The organism is Streptomyces kunmingensis (assembly GCF_039533535.1).
GTDB lineage: Bacteria > Actinomycetota > Actinomycetes > Streptomycetales > Streptomycetaceae > Streptomyces > Streptomyces kunmingensis.
This window is the reverse complement of the sequence record NZ_BAAATS010000027.1, coordinates 130217-147593: the sequence shown is the minus strand read 5'-3', so window position 1 is coordinate 147593 and position 17377 is coordinate 130217. Positions and strand designations below refer to the sequence as shown.

The following is a 17377-nucleotide window of genomic DNA, read 5'->3' as shown; positions in this document are numbered from 1 at the left end:
ACCCCCACGGGGCGCGGCGGCCGCCCTGCCCTGTCTGCCTATCGTGTCCGTATGACGACCAAGAGATACGCGGCGCTGTTGCGCGGCATCAACGTGGGTGGCAGCAGGAAAGTCCCCATGGCCCAACTCCGGCCACTGATCGAGGGGTTGGGGTGCACCGATGTCCGCACCTACCTGCAGAGCGGCAATGTCGCCTTCGCGGCGGACGGCGGCGACGAGAGGTCGCTGGCGCGGGACGTCGAGGCGGCCATCAGCGGCGAGTTCGGCTTCGCCGTCGACGTCCTCGTACGGGACCACGCGTATCTGAAGGCGATCATGGAGGCCTGCCCCTTCCCGGCCGCCGAACTACAGGGCAAGCAGCTGCACGTCACGTATTTCTCGGAGCCGGTGACCGCCGAGCGATTCGCGGGCGTCGACCCGGCCGCGTACGAGCCGGAGGATTTCCGGCTCGGCGACCGCGCGCTGTACCTCTACGCCCCCGGCGGCCTCGGCACGTCGAAGCTGGGTGCCCAGCTGAGCCGCCCCGCCCTGAACAAGGGCCTGATCGCGACGAGCCGCAACTGGAACACCGTGGTCAAGCTGGTGGAGCTGACGGGCGGGGCGTGAGCGCGTCGAGCCGGGCCAGCTCCTGTGCGGTGAGCCGCACCTGTGCCGCGCCGAGGTTCTCCTCCAGGTGTGCGAGCGTTCCGGTGCCCGGCGTCGGGCACAGCACGGGGGAGTGGTGCAGCAGCCAGGCGAGCGCGATCTGTGCCGGGGTCGCGCCGTGCGCCGCAGCGACGGCGGCGCACACCGGATCTTCGGTGAGGCCCCCGTTGCCCAGCGGGAACCACGGCAGGAACGCGATGCCGTGCGCCTCGCAGAGCTTCAGCAGCGGCTCCGAGGCGCGGTCCAGGAGGTTGTAGCGGTTCTGCACGGAGACGATCGGGACGAGGTCCAGGTCGAGCGCCGCCCGCAACTGCTCGGCCGTGACCGAGTCGAGGCCCACGTGCCGGATCTTCCCGGCCGCCCTCAACTCCCCCAGCGCGCCCAGCTGTTCGGCCACCGGAACCCCGGGGTCGATCCGGTGCAACTGGTACAGGTCGATCCGCTCCAGCCGCAGCCGGCGCAGGCTCGCCTCGCACATCGCGCGCAGCCGCTCGGGGTGCCCGTCGATGTGCCAGGCCTCGGCCGAGTCCCGGACGACCCCGCCCTTCGTAGCGATCACGAGGCCGTCGGCGTACGGATGCAGGGCAGCGGCGACCCGCTCCTCCGCCACGTCCGGCCCGTAGTTGTCGGCGGTGTCGACGAGCGTCACACCCAGCTCCACGGCGCGGCGCAACAGCGCGGTGGCCTCCGCCCCGCTGCCGCGCGGACCCCAGTAGCCGGGCCCGGTCAGCTGCGCGGTGCCGTAACCGAGACGGCGTACGGGCAGGTCGGAGCCGATGCGCAGGGTCTGCGGCGGTGCGGGGAGCGTCATGGGCGCGACGGTATCCGAGGCCTTCCACGCCCCCGCGACCCGGCCCGCGGAAGCGTGAGAGGCTCGCGGGCATGCGCTATCTCATCATCGGAGCGGGAGCGGTCGGCGGGGCCATCGGCGGCCGGCTCGCGCAGTCGGGCCACGAGGTGGTCCTCGTCGCGCGGGGCAAGCAGTACGAAGCCCTGCGCGACCAGGGGCTGCAACTCAGGACCCCGGACGGACCGCACACCCACAGGCTCCCCGTCGTCGACGGGCCCGAGGCGCTCGGCATCCTGCGCGCCGACGACGTACTGATCCTCGCCGTGAAGACCCAGGACAGCGCCGCCGCGCTCGCCGCCTGGGGTGCCCGGCCCGTCGCGGGCGGCGGCACCGCGGCCCTGCGGCTGCCGCTGGTGTGCGCCCAGAACGGAGTGGAGAGCGAGCGCCTCGCCCTGCGCACCTTCCAGCGCGTGTACGCGATGTGCGTGTGGCTGCCCGCCACCTTCGTGGAGCCCGGCGTCGTGCGCGCCGACGGCACCCCGCTCACCGGCATCCTCCACCTGGGCCGCTACCCCGAGGGCAGCGACGACACCGCGCGGGCGATCGCCGAAGACCTGGAGCGGTCGCACCTCGAGGCGCCCGTCGCCGCCGACGTCATGCGCTGGAAGTACGCCAAGCTCCTGTCGAACCTGGCCAACTCCGTCGAGGCGGTCTCCGGCGTGATCGACAGCGAGGAGGGCACGGCTCTGTTCGAGCGGGCCCGCGCCGAGGGCGAGGCCGTGCTCGCGGCGGCCGGTATCGCGTACACACCGCAGGACGAGGAGCGGAAGGTGCGGGCCGACAAGATCCGCTTCGAGCCGTTCGACGGGGCGCCGCGCGGCGGCGGCTCCTCCTGGCAGTCCCTCCAGCGGGGCACCGGCACCATCGAGGCGGACTACCTCAACGGCGAGATCGCCCTCCTCGGACGGCTGCACGGCGTGCCGACCCCGGTCAACGACGTCCTCCAGGAGTACGCCAACGAGGCGGCGCGGAAGGGGCGTTCGGCAGGCGAGACCTCCGTGGCCGAGCTGACCGCCGCGGTCGACGCACGCCGGTAGGGCGCCTGTCGCGTTTGTTCAAGAGGAGCGGGCGGGTCGCGTCCTAGCGTCGGGGCCATGGAAGAACGTATGGACACCGTCCACCCGTACCTCGTCGAAGCCGCCGCCGAGGCCGCCCGCGTCGCCGCGGGCGTCACACCCGGCGTGCTCGGCACGCCGTCCGGCTGCGGCGACTGGGACGTGCGCACCCTCGTCAACCACTGGGTGGTGTACAGCTCCCACGGCCTGGAGCACCGCGCCCAACGTCTGGACCTGCCACAGGAGTTGACCGGGCGCGACTTCACCGCCGACGAGGACTGGGCCGCGCGCTACGCCGAACGGCTCGACCTGGCCGTCGCCGCGTGGGCCGCGCCCGAGGTCTGGGACGGCGACATCGACCTCGGGTTCGCCCAGCAGCCGGCCCCCGAGGTCGCCACCCTGCTGTGGGCCGAACTCGTCCTGCACGGCTGGGACGTGGCCCACGCCACGGGCCAGGACTTCACGCTGTCGGACGGCGGGGCCGCGCTGCTGCTCCATGTCGTGGAGAAGAACGCCGCGCTCTACCGCCAGTACGAGGGCTTCGCCGCACCCGTCGACGTGCCGCAGGACGCGTCCGTGTACGAACGGGCGCTCGCGACGAGCGGCCGGGACCCGCGCCCCGCGGCCCACGTCGTCTGAGCGGGGCGCTTCAGGACCCGGCGGACTCCCCGCGCCACGAGTCCCGCCGGGCCCGGCGCACGGCAGGGCCGACTCCCAGGCCGGCCGCGACGAACAGGACCCCGAGGAAGGCCCAGCCCGCCGCCCCGTGGTCGATGGCCGTGGCGGTCACCAGGGCCGGCGCGGCCATCGTCGCCGCGGCCTGGCCGGAGTTGAAGACACCCTGGTAGACACCCTGGGCGCGGGCGTCGGCGAGCCCGTAGCCGACCGTCCAGCCGCCCGCCGCGGACAGCACCTCGGCGAGGACCTGCACCACCGCGCCCACCACCAGGATCGCGAGCGCCCACAGCGGCGACAGGCCCGCCGTGCACGCGAACACCGCGCACGCAAGCGCCAGCAGCAGACCCGAGCGGCGCATCGCCCGTACCGCGCCCGGCAGGTCCTCGACGCCGCGCGTCGCCCGCACCTGGAGCAGCGCCACCAGCACACAGTTGACGACCATGATCAGCGCGGCCGACCAGCGCGGCGCTTGCGTGTGCTGCACGATCCACAGCGGCAGGCCCACCTCCAACAGGCTGTACTGCAGGGCCAGTACGGCGTTGAGACACGTCACGGCCAGGTACGGCAGATCGCGCACCGCCCGCAAAGAGCTCTCCGCGGGAGCATGGGCGTCGTCGACGGGTCGCCGCTTCTCGCCGCCCGGCAGCCGGTACACCATCAGCGCGGACACGACGAACGACACCGCATCCACGAGGATCAGCGCCGTGTACCCGGCCCGGCTGTCCAGCTGGAGCGCCAGCGCACCGAACGCGCCGCCCGCGCCCATGCCCACGTTGGTGACCATTCGCAGATGGGCCCGGCCCTCCACCCGCGTCCTGACCGGCAGCACATCGGCGTACAGCGCGTTGCGCACCCCCATGCTCGCCTGGCACAGCGCCGCGTAACCGATCGCCGTCGCCAGGAACGAGGCGTACGAGCCGATCACCGTGTACGCCGCCAGCATCACCCCGCACCCGATCCACAGCGCGGTCAGCACCGGCCGGCGCCCCCACCGGTCCGAGGCCCACCCCGCGGGCACGCCCGCCGCGATCCCGAAGAGGCCCGCCACCGTCAGCCCGACCCCGACCGTCGTGGCACTCAGCCCGACGACCCGCGTGAAGTACAGCACGCTCACCGGGAAGAACAGGCCGCGCCCGAACGCGTTGAGGAGGGTGAGCAGGGAGAGGCGCAGCAGCAGCGGATCGGTGGGCAGCATTCCGGCGAACCGGGTGGTGGGCCCGGCGTCGACGGACCGGTCCTCGGTCGGCGAAGTGGTCATGCCCACAGCGAACCGGGGTTCCGGCCCCTGCCGGTATTCCTTTAGCGTCCGGCTAAAGGGTCGGAGCGAGGGGGGAGCGCTGGGATGATCGAGTTCCGGTTCGTCGTCGGCGATCTGGCCCGTACGTCGTTCGCGTACTCGCCCCTCCAAGAGGCCGTGTACTCGCTGCGCTGCTGGTGCGACCCGGCTCGCTATCCGCATCAACGGCCCTGGCTGCGCCGCCTCGGCCCCGTCTTCCGGCAGCAGGACACGGAGCTGCTCACCGCGCTCATCGCGCCGAGCCTGTGGATCCCGGACTTCCTCACGCCCCGCCCCGACCGGCCGCGGCCGGCCTTCGCCGAGCAGCTCCGCGCGCTCGGCCGCACTCCGCCGCACGTACTGGTCTCCGACTTCACCGCCGCGTACGCGACCCACCCGCTGCCGCCCGTGGTGCGCCGTGGCCTCACCGATCCGGCCGCCTTCCTCGCTCGCGTCGTCGACGCTCTGGCGGCGTACTGGCGCGACTGCCTCGCCCCCGACTGGTGGCCACGCGTGCAGACCGTCCTCGAATCCGACCTGGCCCACCGCGGCAAGGTCCTCGCCGAAGCAGGCGCGGGCGGTCTCTTCGCGAGCCTGGACCCACGGCTCACCTGGAACGGCGAAGTCCTCACCCTGGTCAAGAAGTTCGACCGCCACCCCTGGCCGGAGGCCGACATCGAGATCGGCGGCCGGGGCCTCGTCCTGATCCCCACCATGTTCGCCCTCGGCGCGCACACCAACATCGACCCGGTACTGCCGCCCCTGCTCTGCTACCCGGCCCGGGGCCGCGCCACCATCTCCGAGACCCCGCCCCCGGCCACCGGCGAGGCACTCACCCGCCTCCTCGGCGCACCCCGCGCCCGCCTCCTGCATCTGCTGCGCGAACCGGCCTCCACCACCGAACTGGCCCACCGCCTGAGCGTCACCCCGGGCGCGGTCAGCCAGCACCTGTCGGTCCTGTACGACGCGGGACTGCTGACGCGGACCCGCAGCGGGCGCAGTGTGCGCTACGTACGCAGCGAACTGGGGGAGCGGCTGTGCGGGTGACCGGCCTGGGCGGTCAGGCCCCCGCCATCGCCAGTTCCCGTACCAGCGCCGTCTGGTAGCGCCGCAGCAGCACGCGCGCCACCTCCGGGGCCGGGCCGAGCACGTCGGCCAGGACGTCCGCCCCGGTCGCGCCGGAGGCGATGCGGTCGGGCAGGCGGCCCGGGGCCAGGACGTAGGGGGCGACCGCGACCCGGGCGCAGCCGAGGGCACGCAGCTCCCGTACGGCGTCCTCGGTGCGCGGGAGAGATGCGGAGGCGAACGCAGGCCGCACGGCGCACCAACCGGTGTGCCGCCACTCCCGCGCGATATCAGCGATCACTGCGATCGCCTCCGGGTCGGAGGAGCCCGCCGAGGCCAGGACGACCCCGGTCGTGGGCTTGTCGGCCGGGGTGAGCCCGGCCTCGTACAGGCGTCGTTCGAGAGCCGTGAGGAGGAGCGGGGAGGGGCCGAGGACGTCCGCCTGGCGGATGCGCAGCGAGCGCGGGGCCTCCCGCAGCACCGCCGGGATGTCGGACTTCGCGTGGAACGCGCGGGTGAGCAGGAGCGGGAGGGCGACGACATCGCGTACGCCGTCCGCCGCCAGGGACTCCAGCACCCCCTGCACCGACGGGATGTCGAAGTCCAGGAACGCTGTCTCCACCCGCACGCCCGGCCGCTGCGTCCGTACCTCGCGCACGAGGGCGTGCACCGTCGCGGCGTGCCGCGGATCGCGGCTGCCGTGGGCGATGACGAGGAGGACGGGCGGCGTGTGCATGAGGCGGCTCAGTTCCTGACGAGGAGGCCGCGGCTGCGCAGGACGCGGCGCTCCAGCGGGCTGAAGATCAGCAGGTCGATGACGATGCCGACGATCAGGATGAGCAGGATCGCCAGGAACACCATGGGCATGGAGGAGGCGTTGCGGCCGTTCTCCAGGAGCTGGCCGAGGCCGACGCCCAGGTCGGGCGAGGACGCGATGATCTCCGCCGCCATCAGGGAGCGCCAGGAGAACGCCCAGCCCTGCTTGAGGCCCGCCAGATAGCCGGGCAGGGAGGCGGGCAGGACCACGTGCCACAGGCCGCGCAGGCCCGTCGCGCCCAGGGTGCGGCCCGCGCGCAGGAACAGCGGCGGCACCTGGTCGACGCCGGAGACGAGGCCGTTGGCGATCGAGGGGACGGCGCCGAGCAGGATGACCGCGTACATCATCGAGTTGTTCAGGCCGAGCCACAGGACGGCCGGGGGGACCCAGGCCACTGACGGCAGCGACTGGAGGCCGGAGAGGATCGGGCCGATCGCCGCGCGCACGAACTTCACCCGCGCCACGAGCAGGCCGAGCGGCGTGCCGATGACCAGCGCGAAGAGGAAGCCGAGCAGGCCGCGCGAGACGCTCGTCCAGATGTAGCCGAGCAGCTCGCCCTTGAGCCAGGCCGTCTGCACCTCGTCCCAGACCGCGGACGGCGCGGGCAGCTTCGTCGGATCGTCGACGATCTTGAAGGAGACCAGCGCCTGCCACACCACGAGCACCACGAGGACCGCGGTGAGCGGCGGCAGGATCTTCTCGCGGAACGTCCGGCTGAACGGGACCCGGCCGGTGTCCACGCTGTCCAGGGCGTCGAGGCCGGCCTCCAGGCCCGCCAGGTCGTCCTTGCCGGCCTTGGTGGTCTTGGTGGTGGCCCCGGTGGTCCTGGCGAGGCCGTCCCGCTCGGCCTCGTCGACGGCGGCCGTCGGTTCAGTCCTTGCCATGGCGGCGGATCTCCCCACGCAGTTGTTCGGTGATCTCGACGGAGAGTTCGGCGACGTCGGCGTCCTCGATGCGGCGCGGCTGCGGGATGTCGACCGTCCACTCATGGGCGATGCGGCCGGGCCGCGACGACAGGAGCACCACGCGCTCGGCGAGCCGGACCGCCTCGCGCACGTTGTGCGTGACGAACAGGACGGACACGTTCGTCTCGCGCCAGATCCGGGTCAGCTCGCCGTGCAGCACGTCCCGGGTGATCGCGTCGAGCGCCGCGAACGGCTCGTCCATCAGCAGGAGTTGGGCATCCTGAGCCAGGGCGCGCGCCAGGGCGACCCGCTGGCGCATACCGCCGGACAGCTCGTGCACGCGCTTGCCGTACGCGCCCTGCAACCTGACCAGTTCGAGGAGTTCCTCGGCGCGCGTGCGCCGGTCGTTCTTCGCGACGCCCCGCAGTTTGAGGGCGAGTTCGATGTTCTTGCCCGCGGTCAGCCACGGGAACAGGGCGTGCTCCTGGAACATCAGGGCGGGGCGCCCGTCCGTCGCGATGGCGCCCGCCGACGGCCGGTCGAGCCCGGCCACCAGGTTGAGCAGCGTCGACTTGCCGCAGCCGGAGGCCCCCAGGAGGGTGACGAACTCGCCCGGCGCGACATCGAGCGTGATGTCGTCCAGGACGAGCTGGGGGCCGGCCGGTGTGGCGAAGGACTTCGAGACGTGCTCGATGCGGGCCGCCCTGCCGCCCGTAGCGACGGCGGAGTCGCCCGCCTTGGCGAGAGTCGTCGCCATGGTCGTCACCTCCTGGGAATCTCGTGAACTCGGCTTGTGAGCGGGTTACTTGACGCCGAGGCCGGCGTCGTCGACCTTGGCGCCGCCCTCGGCCGCGAGAACCTTGTTGAGCGGCTTCAGGTCGTAGATTCCGGCCAGGTCCGGCTTCTCCAGGAGGCCCGCCTTCACCGCGTGGTCCGCCTCGGAGTCGAGCGTCGAGGCCAGCGGGTCGTCCGTGAAGTCGATGGACTTCCACGCCGGGTCGAGCACGTTCGCGGGCAGCGGCTTGCCGGAGTCCTTCTCCAGCTGCTTGTTGGCGGCGGCCTTCGCCTCGTCCGGGTTGGACTTGATCCAGGCGTTGGTCTTCACCGAGCCGCGCAGCACGGCCTCGACGACATCGGGGTGCTCCTCGAGGAACGACTGCTTCACGATGATGTTCGTGATCACGAACTTCTTGTCGGGCCACAGATCCGACTCGTCGAGCAGCACCTTGGCGCCCCCGGCGACCAGCTTGGACGCGGTCGGCTCGGGCACCCACGCGCCGTCGATGGAGCCGGACTTGTAGGCATCGGGGGTGATCTTGTTGTCCGTGCGGACCACGGACACGTCGCCCTTGCCGGAGTTCGCGTCGACCTTCCAGCCCTTCTCGGCGATCCAGTTCAGGAACGCGACGTCCTGGGTGTTGCCGAGCTGCGGGGTGGCGATCTTCTTGCCCTTGACGTCGTCCAGGGACTTGATCTTCTTCGGGTTCACGACGAGCTTCACGCCGCCGGAGGCCGAACCGCCGATGATGCGCAGCGACTTGCTCTTGGACTTGGTGTAGCCGTTGATGGCGGGGGAGGGGCCGATCCAGCCGATGTCGATGGAGCCGCTGTTGAGCGCCTCGATCTCGGAGGGCCCGGCGTTGAAGACCTGGTACTTCGCCTGCGTGCCCTTGAGCTCCTTCTGGAAGAAGCCCTTCTGGTTGCCGACCAGGGCGGTGCCGTGGGTCAGGTTCCCGAAGTAACCGATTCTGACGGTGTCCGCGGAGAGGGCCTTGCCCTTGGCGGAGACGTTCTCCTTGGAGCTGTCGTCGCTGTCCGAGCCGTAGCCGCAGGCCGTCGCGGTGAGCGCGAGGAGCGGCAGTGCGGCGACGGCGACGAGGCCGCGGCGCGTGCGGGTGGAACGGTTGGCAGGCACGGGAGGCTTTCCTCTCGTTGGCCCGGCGGTCACGCGGTCAGGGCGTGGCCGGGAAGTCGGCAGGTCTTCGTTTTCGACGAACGGTGCGGGGGGTGTGGGCGCGCAGGCAGTGCGCGTACGTCTTCACGCACATCGCCCGACCCCGCCCTGTCCGCTGCCGAGGGCGCCGCTGCCGACGCGGCCGCCCTCCTTCGCGAACGTCCCGTAGTAGTCGATGGAGGTCATGTCAGAAGTCCCAGCCGTCCTCGTCGGCGACGGCGTCGACCGGCGTCTCGGCGGCGGCGAACGACTCGCCGGCCATGCCCGCCGCGAGGGTCGTGCCGTCCGCCGGGTCGATCAGCAGGAAGGAGCCCGTGCGCCGCGAGTCCGCGTAGTTGTCGAGCGCGAGCGGCTCGGCGGTGCGGACCTTGACGCGGCCGATGTCGTTGGCGACGAGCTGCCCCGGCTCGGGGTGCTGGGAGAGGTCGTCGAGCGTGAGCCGCGACGGGATCTCCTTGACGATCGCCTTCACGGTGCGGGTGGTGTGCTTGAGCAGCACCCGCTGGCCGACGACGAGCGGGGTGTCCGCGACGTGGCAGACGGTCGCCGTGATGTCCTGCGAGGTGGCGGGCGCATCCCCGCTCGGCACGATCAGGTCGCCGCGCGAGACGTCGATGTCGTCCTCCAGGAGGAGGGTGACGGACTGCGGCGTCCACGCCACGTCGACCGACTGGCCGAGGAGGTCGATCCCGGACACCTTCGAGGTGCGGCCGGAGGGCAGTACGGTGACGGACTCGCCGACACGGAACGTTCCTGCCGCGATCTGGCCCGCGTACCCCCGGTAGTCGGGGTGCTCGGCGGTCTGCGGCCGGATCACGTACTGCACGGGAAGGCGGGCGTGGCAGCTGGTCAGGTCGTGGCTGACCGGCACCGTCTCCAGGTGCTCCAGGACGGTCGGGCCGCCGTACCAGTCCATGTTGGCGGAGGGCTCCACGACGTTGTCGCCGGCCAGCGCCGAGATCGGGATCGCGGTGATCTCCGGGACGCCCAGGCCCGCCGCGTACGCGGTGAACTCCTCGGCGATCTTCGCGAAGACGCTCTCCTTGTACTCCACGAGGTCCATCTTGTTGACCGCGAGGACGACGTGCGGGACGCGCAGGAGGGCGGCGACGGCGGCGTGCCGGCGGGTCTGCTCGATGACGCCGTTGCGCGCGTCGACCAGGACCACGGCGAGATCGGCGGTGGAGGCGCCGGTCACCATGTTCCGCGTGTACTGCACGTGGCCCGGGGTGTCGGCCAGGATGAAACGGCGCCGCGGCGTGGCGAAGTAGCGGTATGCCACGTCGATGGTGATGCCCTGCTCGCGCTCGGCGCGCAGTCCGTCGGTGAGCAGCGCGAGGTCCGGCTCGGCGGCGCCGCGCGAACGCGAGGCGTGCTCGACGGCCTCCAGCTGGTCGGTGAGGACCGACTTGGAGTCGTGCAGCAGACGGCCCACGAGCGTGGACTTGCCGTCGTCGACGGAGCCGGCCGTGGCGAACCGCAGCAGGGTGGTGGCGGACAGGCCGGCCAGCTCTTCAGCAGCAGTGGTCGTGCTCATGGTTAGAAGTACCCTTCGCGCTTGCGGTCTTCCATCGCGGCCTCGGACATCTTGTCGTCGGCGCGCGTGGCACCCCGCTCGGTGAGCCGGGACGCGGCGATCTCGGTGATGACCTTCTCGATGGTCGTCGCGTCCGAGTCGACGGCGCCGGTGCAGGACATGTCGCCGACGGTGCGGTAGCGCACCAGCCGGGTCTCGACGCTCTCGCTGTCCTTCGGGCCGCCCCACTCGCCGGCGGTCAGCCACATGCCGTCGCGGCTGAACACCGGGCGCTCGTGCGCGTAGTAGATCTGCGGCAGGTCGATGTTCTCGCGGGCGATGTACTGCCACACGTCCAGCTCGGTCCAGTTGCTCAGAGGAAACACGCGGACGTGCTCGCCGGGCGCGTGGCGGCCGTTGTAGAGCTGCCACAGCTCGGGGCGCTGACGCCGCGGGTCCCACTGGGAGAACTCGTCGCGCAGCGAGAACACCCGCTCCTTGGCACGCGCCTTCTCCTCGTCGCGGCGGCCGCCGCCGAAGACCGCGTCGAACTTCTCCGCCTGGATCTTCTCCGTGAGCGGCAGCGTCTGGAGCGGGTTGCGCGTCCCGTCCGGGCGCTCCTTGAGGACGCCGCGGTCGATGTAGTCCTGCACGGAGGCGACGTGGAGGCGAAGGCCGTGCTCGGCCACGACGCGGTCGCGGTACTCCAGGACCTCGGGGAAGTTGTGCCCGGTGTCCACGTGCAGGAGCGAGAAGGGGATCGCGGCGGGCGCGAACGCCTTCAGCGCCAGGTGCAGCATGAGGATCGAGTCCTTGCCGCCGGAGAAGAGAATCACCGGCCGCTCGAACTCGCCCGCCACCTCGCGGAAGATGTGCACCGCCTCGGACTCCAGAGCGTCCAGGTGGCTGAGCGCGTAAGGGCTGTCGGTCTCCTCGGAGACAGTCACTACGGTCGTCATGCGGCGAGACCCCTTTCGGTGAGCAGCGCACGGAGCGCGGCCGCGGACTCCTGCACGGTCTGGTGGTGCGACTCGATGCGCAGGTCGGGTGCGTCGGGCGCCTCGTACGGGTCGTCGACCCCGGTGAGCCCGGAGAGTTCGCCCGCCGCCTGCTTGGCGTAGAGGCCCTTCACATCGCGTACGGAGCACACGTCCACCGGCGTGGCGACGTGCACCTCCAGGTACGCGGTGCCGCCGACCTGGTGGCGCTTGCGCACCGCCTCGCGGCTGTCCGCGTACGGGGCGATGACCGGGACGAGCGTCAACACGCCGTTACGGGCGAGGAGTTCGGCCAGGAAACCGATGCGCTGCACGTTCGTGTGCCGGTCCTCGCGGCTGAAGCCGAGGCCCGCCGAGAGGTACTCGCGGATCTCGTCGCCGTCGAGCACCTCGACGCGGTGGCCCTCGGCGCGCAGCGTGTCCGCCAGCTCGTTCGCGATGGTGGTCTTGCCGGCGCTCGGCAGACCCGTGAGCCAGATCGTGGCTCCGGTCACTTGCTTCTCCAAAGTCGGTGTGGACTGCGTGGGTCCGGTCGCCTCAGCCATGGAGGCCGCACTCGGTCTTGGCCCGGCCCGCCCAGCGTCCGGCGCGGGCGTCCTCGCCCTCCAGGAGGCGGCGGGTGCACGGGGCGCAGCCCACGGAGCCGTACCCGTCCATGAGGAGCGGGTTGGTGAGGACGCCGTGCTCGGTGACGTACGCGTCGACGTCGTCCTGCGTCCAGCGGGCGATCGGGGAGACCTTGACCTTCCGCCGCTTCTCGTCCCAGCTGACGACCGGCGTGTTCGCGCGGGTCGGGGACTCGTCGCGGCGCAGACCGGTCGCCCACGCGGCGTACTTGGTCAGCCCCTCCTCGAGCGGCTTGACCTTGCGCATCGCGCAGCACAGGTCGGGGTCGCGGTCGTGCAGCTTCGGGCCGAACTCGGCGTCCTGCTCGGCGACGGTCTGCCGCGGGGTGAGCGTGATGACGTTGACGTCCATCACGGCCTCGACGGCGTCGCGGGTGCCGATGGTCTCCTCGAAGTGGTAGCCGGTGTCGAGGAAGACGACGTCCACGCCGGGCAGGGCGCGCGAGGCGAGGTGGGCGACCACCGCGTCCTCCATCGAGGAGGTCACGCAGAACTGCTTGCCGAAGGTGCGGGTCGCCCACTGGAGGATCTCCAGGGCGGAGGCGTCCTCCAGGTCGCGCCCGGCCTGCTCGGCGAGCGCCTTCAGCTCCCGCGTACCTTCTTCGGTGTCCGACGAGATCTGAGCTGTCGTCATATCTGTTCCCCTCCACCGTCGTTGCGCTGAAGCCCCCGGGCCAGGAGCCCGAGGAACTTCAACTGGAAGGCCCGATTGCACGCCGCGCATTCCCACGCGCCGTGGCCGGCTTCGGCCGCCTCGCTGGGGCGCAGGTCCTCGTCGCCGCAGTAGGGGCAGTAGAAGGGGGCCGCGCGCTCGCTCATGAGAGGGCCTCCTCGGAGGCGCGGGTGGTCCAGGTGGCGAACCGCTCGCCGTCCTCGCGCTCCGCCTGGAAGCGCTTGAGGACCCGCTCGATGTAGTCGGGCAGCTCGGCGGAGGTGACCTTCAGGCCGCGGACCTTGCGGCCGAACCCGGCCTCGAGGCCGAGCGCGCCGCCGAGGTGCACCTGGTAGCCCTCGACCTGCTCGCCGTTCGCGTCGAGCATGAGCTGGCCCTTGAGACCGATGTCCGCGACCTGGATACGGGCGCAGGCGTTCGGGCAGCCGTTGAGGTTGATGGTGAGCGGCTCGTCGAACTCCGGGAGGCGGCGCTCCAGTTCGTCGATGAGCTGCGAGCCGCGCTGCTTGGTCTCGACGATCGCCAGCTTGCAGAACTCGATGCCGGTGCAGGCCATGGTGCCGCGCCGGAACGTGGAGGGACGGGCGGTGAGGTCGAGCGCCTCCAGGCCCTCCACGAGCGAGTCGACCTGGTCCTGCTCGACGTCCAGGACGATCATCTTCTGCTCGACCGTGGTGTGCACCCGGCCGGAGCCGTGCGCCTCGGCCAGGTCGGCGACCTTGGTGAGCGTGGCGCCGTCGACGCGGCCCACGCGCGGGGCGAAGCCCACGTAGAAGCGGCCGTCCCGCTGCCGGTGCACACCGATGTGGTCGCGCCACTGCGAGGAGGGCTGCTCGGGGCCGGGACCGTCGATGAGCTTGCGGCCGCCGAGGTACTCGTCCTGGAGGACCTGGCGGAACTTCTCCGGGCCCCAGTCGGCGACGAGGAACTTCAGGCGGGCGCGGTTGCGCAGGCGGCGGTAGCCGTAGTCACGGAAGATCGAGATGACGCCCTCGTAGACGTCTGGCACGTCGTCGATCGGCACCCAGGCGCCCAGGCGCACCCCCAGCTTGGGGTTGGTGGACAGGCCGCCGCCGACCCACAGGTCGAAGCCGGGGCCGTGCTCGGGGTGGACGACGCCGACGAAGGAGACGTCGTTGATCTCGTGTACCACGTCGAGCAGCGGGGAGCCGGAGATGGCCGTCTTGAACTTGCGGGGCAGGTTCGAGTACGCCGGGTTGTTCAGGACACGGCGCTTGATCTCCTCGAGAGCCGGGGTGGCGTCGATGATCTCGTCCTCGGCGATGCCGGCGACCGGCGAGCCGATCATCACGCGCGGCGTGTCGCCGCAGGCGGTGACGGTCGACAGGCCGACGGCCTCGAGCCGGTTCCAGATCTCGGGCACGTCCTCGATCCGGATCCAGTGGTACTGGACGTTCTGCCGGTCGGTGATGTCGGCGGTGCCGCGGGCGAACTCCTGCGAGATCTCGCCGATGACGCGCAGCTGCCGGGTGGTCAGGCGGCCGCCGTCCACGCGCACGCGCAGCATGAAGTACTCGTCGTCCAGCTCCTCCGGCTCCAGGACGGCGGTCTTGCCACCGTCGATCCCGGGCCGGCGCTGGGTGTACAGACCCCACCAGCGCATGCGTCCGCGCAGGTCACCGGGGTCGATGGAGTCGAAACCGCGCTTGGAGTAGATCGTCTCAATGCGTGTCCGCACATTGAGACCGTCGTCGTCCTTCTTGGTCTGCTCGTTGCCGTTGAGCGGCGTGAAGTGGCCCACGGCCCACTGGCCCTCGCCACGGTGACGGCTCACCTTGCGGCGGGGCGCGGCGGCAGCGGGGTTTTCGGGGGTGGAAGCCATGAATGTACGTCCTTAACAAGCAGGCTTGGGCGGCTCTGACCAGCACACTTCGCGCCAGGGCGCGGCGGTGCGCTAGGAGATCAGGTACATCGGGGAAACGTCGGCGGGGCTGGTTCTCTCAGCGCGCCGGACAGATGGCGCTGGACATGCGGCCGTAGTCGACGTGCCGTCGACTCACCAAGGCGATTCCAGCTGTAGACATGACGGAAGCGTGTCATGGGACTTTGGGCCCGGTCCACCATTGTCCGTCATTCGGACGCAGATGTCCCACATCGTGGACAATGGTGGTGTCGATCACACGCCGGTCCGGCGAAACGTCTGGTTCGCCCGCATTGAGGTCGGGTGGGGGGTCGGGCGAAGGTCTGGCGAGGGTCGGGCAGAGGTCGGGCGAAGGTCAGGCGGAAGGAAACGCTCCGGGCCACGGCCCCGGAGCCGCCACCTCCGGTTCCTCGCCGGTCTCCGTCCGGAACAAGCGGAACCCGCGCCGCTGGTAGTTGGCCATCGCGTGCTCCCCGTCGAGGCTGCACGTATGGAGCCACACCCGCTTCGTCGGCGTCCGCTCCGGCCACCGCCCGGCCAGGTCCCAGGCGCGCGCGATGCCGTACGACAACAGGTGCCCGCCGATCCGCCGGCCCCGGAACGCCGGAACGAGCCCGAAGTACACGATCTCCACGGCGCCGTCGTCCTGAGCCGCCAGCTCGACGTACCCGGCCGGTGTCCCCCTGTCGTACGCGACCCACGTCTCGGTGCCCGGCCGCTCCAGCTGCTCCTGCCACTGCGCGTACGACCAGCCGAGCCGGTCGATCCACTTGATGTCGCCGCCCACGGACGCGTACAGAAAACGGCTGAACTCGGGTGAAGGCACCTCGGCGCGCACGATGCGCACACCGTCGCCCACGGGCGGGGTGGCGGGGCGCAGATCGGAGGGCGAGGTCTGTTCCAGCGACCACGTGGTGACGGTGACGACGTTGCTGCTCATGCGGCCCATGGCATCACGGGGCGGGCACCGCGGCCAAGGTGTGTCAGAAGGCGGGCGTCCGCGCTCGGCGGATCGCCGGCGCCGTGGAGTGCGGCAGCAGATCCGTCGGGTCGTCCGGCAGCAGCACCTCCACGTCCGCGTCCTCCAGGAAGCGGTACGGGCGGTGCGCGAGCAGGCCGCCGAGATAGCGGCGCACCCGGGACATCTCCGCGCGCACCGTCACCGTCCGCGCCGGATCCCCGAACAGGTCCTCGGCCAGGCCCGCCGCGCCGCGCCCGTCCCGGTGCCGGGCCAGCAGGAACAGCAGCTCGGCATGGCGCGGGCTCAGCTCGTGCGTCCAGGCGCCGGCCGGGCCCGCCACCTCGACCGACCAGCGGCGCGGCCGGCTCACGTCCAGGAGTATGCGGGTCGCGGCGAGCGGCTCCGGGGCGCCGTCCACCAGGAGCAGCCAGCCGCCGGACAGTGCCGCCGCCCTGCACGAACCCAGCGCCGGAATCCAACACGGGCCCTCGGACAGCGACTTGGGCAGCGCCACCCGGTCGATCAGCGGCATCCCGGTCACCGCCGCCGTCCAGCCGTTCCCGTCGACGGCCAGCGCCCGGCCGCCGATCCGCGCGAGGGCCGGCGCCGCCACCGCCCGCAGCCGCTCCAGCGTGCCCACGTGCAGCTCGCGCAGCCGCGCCTCCGCGAGCTGCGCCACCGACCGCACCCACGACAGCGTCGCCGGGTGCATCGTCTCCAGCGGGCCGCTGACGTCCACCACCCCGAGGAGCCGGCCGTCGCGCGGATCCGTCACCGGCGCGCCCGCGCACGTCCACGGGTCGTGGGACTGCACGAAGTGCTCGGCGGCGAACACCTGGACGGGACGGCGGGTGACCAGCGGCGTCCCCACCCCGTTCGTGCCGACCACGTCCTCGGCCCACAGCGCGCCCACCTCGAAACCGAGCCGGTCGCCCTTGCGCAGCACGCCCGGATGCCCCTCGCGCCACAGCAGCCGGCCCTCGGCGTCGCTGATCACCATGATGTGCTGCGCCGCCTCGGCCACCGACACCAGCGCCTCGCGCAGCACCGGCAGGACCGGCAGCAGCGGCGAGGACCGGCGCCGCTCCGCCACCTCGTCGACACCGAGCAGACCCGAGCGGAAGTCGTGGTCCGGATCGACGCCGCCGCGCAGCATCCGCCGCCAGGACTCGCCGATCTCCGGCCGGGGCATGACCGGCGGCCGCTGCCCGGTGAGCATCGCGTCCCGCACACCCTTGAGCAGCCGGGACGCCGACGCCGCGTCCATCGCGGTCAGCCGCGCCAGGTCGATCGTCGAGTCCATCTTCATGCCTGAATCCTCGGTATACGGGGCGTTGCGCCCATCGTGCACCGTGGCGTCATGGCGGGGGAGGGCCTTGGGGGAAACGTTGCAACCCCCTGCAACCCTGGTGAACGACGGTACGGCGATTGAAGATGAGACCAACGCCGCCACGGTGGCGTTCAAGCTCCTCAAGG

At 71.6% G+C, this 17377-nt stretch carries 18 protein-coding genes; 4 read left to right on the top strand and 14 right to left on the bottom strand.

Going from position 1 to position 17377, the window contains the following annotated elements:
• Nucleotides 1–51 precede the first annotated feature (51 nt).
• Entirely contained in the window at nt 52–606 is a 555-nt protein-coding gene (locus tag ABD366_RS28995; RefSeq protein ID WP_324769775.1) for a DUF1697 domain-containing protein, read from the top strand.
• Here ABD366_RS28995 and ABD366_RS28990 read toward each other — a convergent pair.
• Nucleotides 575–1456: an aldo/keto reductase gene (locus ABD366_RS28990; protein WP_324769774.1), complete on the bottom strand. Its 882-nt coding sequence runs from the start codon at nt 1454–1456 to the stop codon at nt 575–577. The two genes, ABD366_RS28995 and ABD366_RS28990, sit on opposite strands and share 32 nt — an antisense overlap.
• A 71-nt stretch (nt 1457–1527) precedes the next feature.
• On the opposite strand from ABD366_RS28990, the gene ABD366_RS28985 reads away from it, so the two are divergent.
• Together ABD366_RS28985 and ABD366_RS28980 are read left to right on the top strand one after the other, a co-directional pair.
• Nucleotides 1528–2532 (top strand): ketopantoate reductase family protein, encoded by a 1005-nt coding sequence (locus tag ABD366_RS28985; protein WP_324769772.1) that lies wholly within the window; start codon nt 1528–1530, stop codon nt 2530–2532.
• A gap of 57 nt (nt 2533–2589) precedes the next feature.
• On the top strand, nt 2590–3189 hold the full coding sequence (locus ABD366_RS28980; protein WP_324769771.1) for a TIGR03086 family metal-binding protein: 600 nt from the start codon (nt 2590–2592) through the stop codon (nt 3187–3189).
• 10 nt (nt 3190–3199) lie between these two features.
• On the opposite strand, the gene ABD366_RS28975 is transcribed toward ABD366_RS28980, so the two are convergent.
• Entirely contained in the window at nt 3200–4486 is a 1287-nt protein-coding gene (locus ABD366_RS28975; protein WP_324769770.1) for an MFS transporter, read from the bottom strand.
• 84 nt (nt 4487–4570) lie between these two features.
• Here ABD366_RS28975 and ABD366_RS28970 point away from each other — a divergent pair, with 84 nt between their 5' ends.
• On the top strand, nt 4571–5551 hold the full coding sequence (locus tag ABD366_RS28970; protein ID WP_324769768.1) for an ArsR/SmtB family transcription factor: 981 nt from the start codon (nt 4571–4573) through the stop codon (nt 5549–5551).
• A gap of 13 nt (nt 5552–5564) precedes the next feature.
• Here the strand turns inward: ABD366_RS28970 and ABD366_RS28965 are convergent, their stop codons facing one another.
• The 12 genes from ABD366_RS28965 to ABD366_RS28910 form a co-directional block, all read right to left on the bottom strand.
• Nucleotides 5565–6305 carry a sirohydrochlorin chelatase gene (locus ABD366_RS28965; RefSeq protein WP_324769767.1) on the bottom strand — a complete coding sequence of 247 codons (741 nt, stop codon included), beginning with the start codon at nt 6303–6305 and terminating at the stop codon, nt 5565–5567.
• Nucleotides 6306–6313: 8 nt separating this feature from the next.
• Entirely contained in the window at nt 6314–7270 is a 957-nt protein-coding gene (locus tag ABD366_RS28960; protein WP_324769766.1) for an ABC transporter permease, read from the bottom strand.
• Nucleotides 7257–8048, bottom strand: a complete 792-nt coding sequence (locus ABD366_RS28955) for an ABC transporter ATP-binding protein (protein WP_324769764.1) — start codon at nt 8046–8048, stop codon at nt 7257–7259. Before ABD366_RS28955 ends, ABD366_RS28960 begins: the two co-directional genes overlap by 14 nt.
• Before the next feature lie 45 nt (nt 8049–8093).
• Nucleotides 8094–9206 (bottom strand): aliphatic sulfonate ABC transporter substrate-binding protein, encoded by a 1113-nt coding sequence (locus ABD366_RS28950; protein ID WP_324769762.1) that lies wholly within the window; start codon nt 9204–9206, stop codon nt 8094–8096.
• Between the two features lie 226 nt (nt 9207–9432).
• Nucleotides 9433–10782 (bottom strand): sulfate adenylyltransferase subunit 1, encoded by a 1350-nt coding sequence (locus ABD366_RS28945; protein WP_324769761.1) that lies wholly within the window; start codon nt 10780–10782, stop codon nt 9433–9435.
• Between the two features lie 2 nt (nt 10783–10784).
• The gene (gene cysD / locus ABD366_RS28940) at nt 10785–11720 is read right to left on the bottom strand and encodes a sulfate adenylyltransferase subunit CysD (protein ID WP_324769760.1); all 936 of its coding nucleotides are present in this window, start codon (nt 11718–11720) and stop codon (nt 10785–10787) included.
• Nucleotides 11717–12304: an adenylyl-sulfate kinase gene (gene cysC, locus ABD366_RS28935; RefSeq protein WP_324769759.1), complete on the bottom strand. Its 588-nt coding sequence runs from the start codon at nt 12302–12304 to the stop codon at nt 11717–11719. Before cysC ends, cysD begins: the two co-directional genes overlap by 4 nt.
• Nucleotides 12297–13019 (bottom strand): phosphoadenylyl-sulfate reductase, encoded by a 723-nt coding sequence (locus ABD366_RS28930; protein WP_324769758.1) that lies wholly within the window; start codon nt 13017–13019, stop codon nt 12297–12299. Before ABD366_RS28930 ends, cysC begins: the two co-directional genes overlap by 8 nt.
• A complete protein-coding gene (locus tag ABD366_RS28925; protein ID WP_324769757.1) occupies nt 13016–13204 on the bottom strand; it encodes a hypothetical protein in 189 nt (62 codons plus the stop codon). Before ABD366_RS28925 ends, ABD366_RS28930 begins: the two co-directional genes overlap by 4 nt.
• Nucleotides 13201–14901 carry a nitrite/sulfite reductase gene (locus ABD366_RS28920; RefSeq protein ID WP_324769755.1) on the bottom strand — a complete coding sequence of 567 codons (1701 nt, stop codon included), beginning with the start codon at nt 14899–14901 and terminating at the stop codon, nt 13201–13203. Before ABD366_RS28920 ends, ABD366_RS28925 begins: the two co-directional genes overlap by 4 nt.
• Before the next feature lie 394 nt (nt 14902–15295).
• Nucleotides 15296–15880: a GNAT family N-acetyltransferase gene (locus ABD366_RS28915; RefSeq protein WP_324769754.1), complete on the bottom strand. Its 585-nt coding sequence runs from the start codon at nt 15878–15880 to the stop codon at nt 15296–15298.
• Between the two features lie 43 nt (nt 15881–15923).
• On the bottom strand, nt 15924–17210 hold the full coding sequence (locus ABD366_RS28910) for a GAF domain-containing protein (RefSeq protein ID WP_324769752.1): 1287 nt from the start codon (nt 17208–17210) through the stop codon (nt 15924–15926).
• Nucleotides 17211–17377: the final 167 nt, after the last annotated feature.

Bases quoted from the DNA above. Each gene is read 5' to 3' on its own strand.
- cysC (WP_324769759.1), bottom strand. From the start codon at position 12,304: ATGGCTGAGGCGACCGGACCCACGCAGTCCACACCGACTTTGGAGAAG.
- ABD366_RS28925 (WP_324769757.1), bottom strand. From the start codon at position 13,204: ATGAGCGAGCGCGCGGCCCCCTTCTACTGCCCCTACTGCGGCGACGAG.
- ABD366_RS28990 (WP_324769774.1), bottom strand. From the start codon at position 1,456: ATGACGCTCCCCGCACCGCCGCAGACCCTGCGCATCGGCTCCGACCTG.
- cysD (WP_324769760.1), bottom strand. From the start codon at position 11,720: ATGACGACCGTAGTGACTGTCTCCGAGGAGACCGACAGCCCTTACGCG.
- ABD366_RS28930 (WP_324769758.1), bottom strand. From the start codon at position 13,019: ATGACGACAGCTCAGATCTCGTCGGACACCGAAGAAGGTACGCGGGAG.
- ABD366_RS28915 (WP_324769754.1), bottom strand. From the start codon at position 15,880: ATGAGCAGCAACGTCGTCACCGTCACCACGTGGTCGCTGGAACAGACC.
- ABD366_RS28945 (WP_324769761.1), bottom strand. From the start codon at position 10,782: ATGAGCACGACCACTGCTGCTGAAGAGCTGGCCGGCCTGTCCGCCACC.
- ABD366_RS28955 (WP_324769764.1), bottom strand. From the start codon at position 8,048: ATGGCGACGACTCTCGCCAAGGCGGGCGACTCCGCCGTCGCTACGGGC.
- ABD366_RS28995 (WP_324769775.1), top strand. From the start codon at position 52: ATGACGACCAAGAGATACGCGGCGCTGTTGCGCGGCATCAACGTGGGT.
- ABD366_RS28985 (WP_324769772.1), top strand. From the start codon at position 1,528: ATGCGCTATCTCATCATCGGAGCGGGAGCGGTCGGCGGGGCCATCGGC.
- ABD366_RS28960 (WP_324769766.1), bottom strand. From the start codon at position 7,270: ATGGCAAGGACTGAACCGACGGCCGCCGTCGACGAGGCCGAGCGGGAC.
- ABD366_RS28980 (WP_324769771.1), top strand. From the start codon at position 2,590: ATGGAAGAACGTATGGACACCGTCCACCCGTACCTCGTCGAAGCCGCC.
- ABD366_RS28970 (WP_324769768.1), top strand. From the start codon at position 4,571: ATGATCGAGTTCCGGTTCGTCGTCGGCGATCTGGCCCGTACGTCGTTC.
- ABD366_RS28965 (WP_324769767.1), bottom strand. From the start codon at position 6,305: ATGCACACGCCGCCCGTCCTCCTCGTCATCGCCCACGGCAGCCGCGAT.
- ABD366_RS28975 (WP_324769770.1), bottom strand. From the start codon at position 4,486: ATGACCACTTCGCCGACCGAGGACCGGTCCGTCGACGCCGGGCCCACC.
- ABD366_RS28910 (WP_324769752.1), bottom strand. From the start codon at position 17,210: ATGAAGATGGACTCGACGATCGACCTGGCGCGGCTGACCGCGATGGAC.
- ABD366_RS28920 (WP_324769755.1), bottom strand. From the start codon at position 14,901: ATGGCTTCCACCCCCGAAAACCCCGCTGCCGCCGCGCCCCGCCGCAAG.